Consider the following 6,000-nt stretch of genomic DNA (forward strand, 5'->3'; position numbering starts at 1 on the left):
GCAAAGCTGGTGGTTTCATCACCGATTCGCAGGAGTTCATTGTGCCGAGCGCGAGTCGGCGGGCCTTCAGGCCGTCCGCCCGAGATGCTTGTTGTCCGTGGGTCAGGATTCGCTGCAAATTAACACCAGCGTCTCCAACGGACCGCGTACTTTATGTCCATCACTTCTCCCAGATCAGATTGCGCCGGACAAACCGGTGAGCACCGCCGGAACGGGAATCACTTCGGTGTAGGGAGCGTCCCACGGTCGTGTGCGTTTTGCCATGACAGACCGGCGATGGCCTGTCGAAGCCAGCGGTTGCCGGGATCTTGATTGACTTTCCTGTGCCAGAACTGGCGCACTTCGGCGTGTGCGATGTCAAGCGGCAAACGCTGCAAACGAAATTTGCCCGGATCAGCGACGAAATTCCGCGGCACGATGGCGACCAGGTCGGTCTTTGCTACGACCTCGGCCGCCGTGTGGTAGTGCGTCACCACCAGCGCGATTTTCCGCCGCATACGTTGCCGCGCGAGTTCATTGTCCACCAGCGATTCGGCGTTGCCGCTGCTCACCCGGATATGTTCGAACTGCAGATAATCGTCTATTGTCAATTCCTGCGTCGCCCTACGATGCCGTTTCCTGGTGATGCAGCAGTATTCATCGTCGAACAGTCTCTGCTGGAAGAATCCGGACTTGAGAAACGGCAGGTTTCCGACGGCCAGGTCCGCGGAGCCCGATTCGAGCATGCTTGCGTACAGTTCGTGCGGAATCTGCATGGCCTCCACGCGCACTTCGGGCGCAGCCTTCGCGATGGTGTTGATCAGTAGCGGCAGCACAATGGCTTCCCCCGCGTCCGACATCAGGAGGCGGAATACCCGGCTTGACGACGCGGGCGTGAATTCAAAGGGCGACTCGAACGCGTTCGATAGCAGGGCAAGGGACTCCCTGACCGGATCGGCGAGTCGTTCCGCAAGTGCCGTCGGTTTCATCCCCTGGTTGGTTCTGACAAACAGTTCGTCGTTGCAGCTTCTGCGCAACCGCAATAGCGCATTGCTCATCGCGGGCTGCGTGAGCCCGATCGAGCCGGCAGCGCGTGAGACGTTTCGTTCGCGGTACAGCGCGATGAATACCCGAAGTAGATTGAGGTCGAGCGTGTTGATGTTCATGGCGTCTCACTTCAGCGGTTTTCGATTTGCGCTTCGGCTCTCTGACTGCGCACGACGCCGAGAGTAATATTCACCGAATGAATATAGCATCTCTCCACTATCCATTGGACGTCGTCGGGTCCACCTGCCAATATTTTTGGGCGCAGAGCGGTCAATTTTGATGTGACCGGACGATATCAAACTGGAGAACGCTTCGTGAATGAGACAATCAAAACCCCCGTGCTGATCGTCGGTGCGGGTCCAGTCGGGCTCGCAATGGCCATCGACTTGGGCCAGCGCGGAATTCAGTGCACGTTGGTAGAACGTGGCGATGGAAACATCGAACATCCCCGTACCGGCCTGGTGGCCGTCCGTACGATGGAAGCTTTTCGCCGGTGGGGGCTCGCCGATCGTGTACGAAATTGCGGTTTCCCCGAAGACTACAAGCTGTCGATGGTCTTTTGCACGAATCTGAACGGATTCGTCCTCGACCGCGAAGACTATCCGAGCATGCGCGACGCGCCGACCCCGCCGCAGACGCCGGAAAAAAAGCAGCGCTGCCCGCAACTGTGGCTGCAACCCATCATGGCCGATGTAGCCAAATCGACCTCTGCCGTGTCGATCCTGTACGAGCACCACTTCGAGGGCTTTGTCGAGTCAGCGGACGCCGTCCGATCCGTCGTGACGGATCTGCGCACAGGCAAGCAGATGACCATCGAAAGCCAATACGTTGTTGCATGCGACGGCGCGACGAGCGCGATCCGCGAGCAGTTGGGCATTAGCATGCAGGGGCGCTTGTTGAGTTACTCGGTCAACGTTCTGCTGTGTATCCCGGAATTCAACAGTTCGCACCTGATGGGGGAGGCGGAGCGTTACCTCTTCGTTGGCCCGGACGGTACGTGGGGCAACCTGACTGTCGTGGATGGTCGGGAGATCTGGCGGCTTACCGTTCTCGGCTCCGAAGAAAAGATGAACCTCGACACGTTTGACGCTGGTGCATACGTTCGTGCGGCGCTGGGGCGTGATGATGTTCCGTTCGAGGTGGAGTCGGTCGTGCCGTGGCGACGAAGTGAAATGCTGGCGGAGCAGTTCGTAAAGGGACGCGTGCTGCTGGCCGGCGACGCGCTGCACACGATGTCTCCGACCGGCGGCATGGGTATGAACACCGGGATCCAGGAAGTGCTGGACCTCGGTTGGAAGCTGCAGGGGTTGATCGAAGGCTGGGGCGGACCGGGCCTGCTGGCGAGTTACGAAGTGGAGCGTCGTCCCGTAGCGCAACGTAACATCGATTTTTCTACCCTCAACTTCCGCGCATGGAAAGATGCGCCGGACGCGTCCGCAGTTTGTGACGACACGGAAGAGGGCGAACGCGTACGCAAGCTCATCGGGAGCCGGATGCGGGAATCGACGCGAGTCGAATGGGAGTCGCTCGGTCTGCAGATTGGTTACCGCTACGACGATTCCCCGATAGTTGTGCCGGACGGTACCGACACCCCGCCGTTTGACTACTGCCTCTATGTACCGACCGCGCGACCGGGCGCGAGGGCGCCGCACGCGTGGCTGAAGGACGGCCGCTCGACGCTCGATTTATTTGGTCAGGCGTTCGTGGTGGTGGCATTTCCGGCGGCTCAGGCAGCGGAGGTCGAGCGCTTGCACGACGCACTGCGTGAACGAGGCGCGCCGGTCGCGATACACACAATTGACGATGCGGACATTGCGCAACTCTACGGTTCGCCGATCGTGCTCGTTCGCCCCGATGGACACGTTTGCTGGCGAGGCGCGACGACCGGTGATGCCGCTAGCATAGTCGAGATAGTGACGGGTTCGCACGCCGAAGTCCACGCTTGATCGCCTGAGTTTGGTGGCACCTAAACAGACAAGAACATCTTGGAGACACACATGAATCGCAGGCAATATGACGTAGGAGCCGAAATCGACAGCAGGCGAATCGGGGCTCAACAGTGGCTTCTGTTTGTCCTCTGCGCGCTGGTGATTCTGCTCGACGGATTCGACATTCAGGTCGTGAGTTTTACTGCGCCGCTGTTGGCACAGCATCTCGGAACGAAGGTCACTTCCCTTGGACTTGTCTTTGCTTCCGGGCTCACGGGTCTGACGATCGGGTCATTGCTCATCGGACCAATCGCCGACCGGTTTGGCCGCAAACGTCTCTTGCAACTGTCGTGTGTGATCTTCGGTCTTTTTACTGCGCTCACCGTATTCGCCAACACTGAATCGGCACTTATAGCCGCCCGGTTTTTCTCCGGTATCGGCCTTGGCGGTTGTATTCCGAATGCGCTGGCGCTCGTCGCGGAATACTCGCCTCAACGCGCCCGCGCGAGAACAGTCGCCATCACTGTCAGTGCGACCCCGCTGGGTGCCGTTATCGGGGGCATCGCGTGCTGGACGCTGATTCCTCGTTTCGACTGGCAAATCGTCTACTGGATTGGCGGGATTGTGCCCGTCGTCCTGAGCGTAATTCTGGGCTTGACGTTGTCTGAGTCGATCCGCTTCCTCGTTACCGTCGGTCACGACGACCGCAAGATCGCGAAGCTGCTGACGCGAATTGCGCCGGACTTCAAGTATGAGGAAGGCGGCACGTTCGGTCATGCGCAGGGCGTGCAGCGAAGCGGCTCGGTCAGTTTGCTGTTCACTGAAGGACGAACCGCCCGCACGTTGCTGTTGTGGGTGCCGTACTTCATGGTTTTCCTTGTCTCGTTCCTGATCTCAAGCTGGCTGCCGTCGATGCTCAGGGAGGCAGGGCTGCCGCTGACCCGTGCGATGAGTGCGCTGGTGATGTTCAATATTGGCGGCGTAGTGGGTGCCGCTATTCTTGGCAAGCTTGTTGACCGTTACGGGGCATACCGGATCATGACCGCTTCCTTCCTGCTGTGCGCGATCTCGGTGGCTGCGCTCGGCTATGTAACGGGCATCTACAACGGCATCATGGCGGTCATTTTCATGGTCGGCATCTGCGTCCAGGGGACGATTTGCACGCTCTATGCGCTCGCCAGTTCTGTGTACCCGACGGCCATCCGTGTGACGGGTATTGGATGGGCGTCTGCAATGGGGCGGTTTGGCGCGATTTTCGGTCCGCTGGTTGGAGGTGCGATGCTGCAGGCGCACTGGAGCATGCGAGAGCTGTTTGCCGCGGCGAGCGTTCCCGCGTTGATTTCCGCCTGTGCGCTGGTGAAGCTCGGTCTGATGAAAGCTCGGGAAGTTCATCAGTCGCCGCTGTCGTCGTCGACGGGAGGGATCGGCGACGCATCCGATCCCGTCGTTCATCACTGAATGTTCAAAGGCCGTTGGTTCCCTGGTCTCCGCGGGAGCCAACGTACTTTGCGCGTGGCCGCAGCATCGCTCCCGTCAGGCGTTGCTCGACGACGTGCGCGAGCCATCCAGACGTCCTGCCGATCGTATGAATCAGCGCCGCAGTGCCCGGCGGCAGGCCGATTGCGCAGGCTATGACGACCAGTGCGGCGAAGATATTCGGATATTGACCGCTTTCGCGGTCCGTTCTTTCGATGAAGTCGAGAATTTCCGACGTGCCGGCTCGCGGCTGATCCAGACCAGCAACGAGTTCGAGCAACGCGACGGCGCGCGGATCGCGCGCGTAAAGCGGATGGTTGAAACACGGCAGGCCGGTACGGGCGTAACCGGCGGGCCGGGTTGCGAGGCCGACATTTGCAGCCGTGAGGGCCGCGAGCATGATTTCGACATCAGCCGTGCCACCAACCTGCATCGGACCCGACTGAACCTGTAACGCGCTGGAGATGCAGGCATACAAGTCGGCACCAGTCGATGCGCAGATGCGGGCGGCAAACGCGGGCGGGGAGAGTTCGTTTTCGGCCGACAGTACGAGCGCTGCATCAATAATGCGGATAACGTCGGCATTGTCCTCTTGCCCGAGTCCGCGCGCGATGCATGCGGCTATCGCTTCCCCTTCGCGCGGTGGCGTGTAGGTGCTGCTGGAACCGATCAGTCCCGCAGCGCCCGAAAACGCCTGAATGATCCGGATACCGGTGTTGACGGGGTCCTGAGTGTGAGTCGGCGCCTCCGGAGCCGCTGGTGTGGCTAGCAGTTGGGCAAGCAGCGTAAGCCTTGAGAGCGGCGATGTGCCAGGAACCTCGGCCTGGTACGTGCCGATCATGCGGCCAAGATGGGCGGGGAGCGTCTGCTGCGGCCAGACTGCGTCGCGCGAGTTCAGTACGCCAGTCCAGAGCAGTTCAGCGACGGCCTCGAAGGATCGTTGGGCTGTTGCCAACTTCGTCGCAAGATGCCCCCGGTAGCGTGGCCCCTCATCAGTGATTTCGCTGATCCAGGTTTGTACGACGGGCTCGCCGTAGCGCAGCGTGTGCGATACATGAGGCCTTTCGGACGCTCCATTGGAGCGGGGGCGGAGCTTTTCGATATCGGATTTCAGGTAGAGACGGCGACGCCCGTCGTCGTGCGCTGTCGTTCGAATCATGCCGCGGCTGACGTACGTGTAGAGCGAGGCTCGCTTGATTGACAACATGCGAAGCGCCTCGTTACTCGACACATATTCCACGTCGTTAATCCGGCGTGCGGCGTCCTCTGCATAGACCGGCGTCGTTGTTTCGTCCGACGCGTGGGCGCGGGCCGCTGCGCGCGGATGCGGTTTTTTGGTCGATTTCGATTCCATATATCGACTGTTTCCAGTCCTCGATCAACGTCGTATAGACCGAATATTATGGTAATCACGGCAGAAACTGCAAATAGATCGATTTAAGAATCGATCTATACATCGACTAATCGACGTATTAGTATGCATTGTACGCATTCCCCCCACGTTTTCGGACGGATTTCGAGGAGACACTCATGAGTACTGCTAAGGAAAAGATCATCCGGCTGCAGCCGG

4 protein-coding genes are annotated in these 6,000 nt (G+C 59.7%); 2 read left to right on the plus strand and 2 right to left on the minus strand.

The features are described 5' to 3' along the window. Positions 1-218: 218 nt before the first annotated feature. Positions 219-1,145, minus strand: coding sequence for a LysR family transcriptional regulator (locus tag BFE01S_RS06745; RefSeq protein WP_028224823.1), 927 nt, complete (start codon positions 1,143-1,145; stop codon positions 219-221). A gap of 195 nt (positions 1,146-1,340) precedes the next feature. Between BFE01S_RS06745 and BFE01S_RS06750 the strand changes: the two genes are divergently transcribed. Further along, positions 1,341-2,972, plus strand: coding sequence for an FAD-dependent oxidoreductase (locus BFE01S_RS06750; protein WP_028224824.1), 1,632 nt, complete (start codon positions 1,341-1,343; stop codon positions 2,970-2,972). Positions 2,973-3,023: 51 nt separating this feature from the next. Continuing rightward, a complete protein-coding gene (locus BFE01S_RS37675; protein WP_049019178.1) occupies positions 3,024-4,412 on the plus strand; it encodes an MFS transporter in 1,389 nt (462 codons plus the stop codon). 4 nt (positions 4,413-4,416) lie between these two features. Here the strand turns inward: BFE01S_RS37675 and BFE01S_RS06760 are convergent, their stop codons facing one another. Then, positions 4,417-5,784: a citrate synthase gene (locus tag BFE01S_RS06760; protein WP_028224825.1), complete on the minus strand. Its 1,368-nt coding sequence runs from the start codon at positions 5,782-5,784 to the stop codon at positions 4,417-4,419. Between the last annotated feature and the right edge of the window lie 216 nt (positions 5,785-6,000).

Source organism: Paraburkholderia ferrariae NBRC 106233, from assembly GCF_000685035.1.
In the GTDB taxonomy this organism is placed as follows: Bacteria; Pseudomonadota; Gammaproteobacteria; order Burkholderiales; family Burkholderiaceae; genus Paraburkholderia; species Paraburkholderia ferrariae.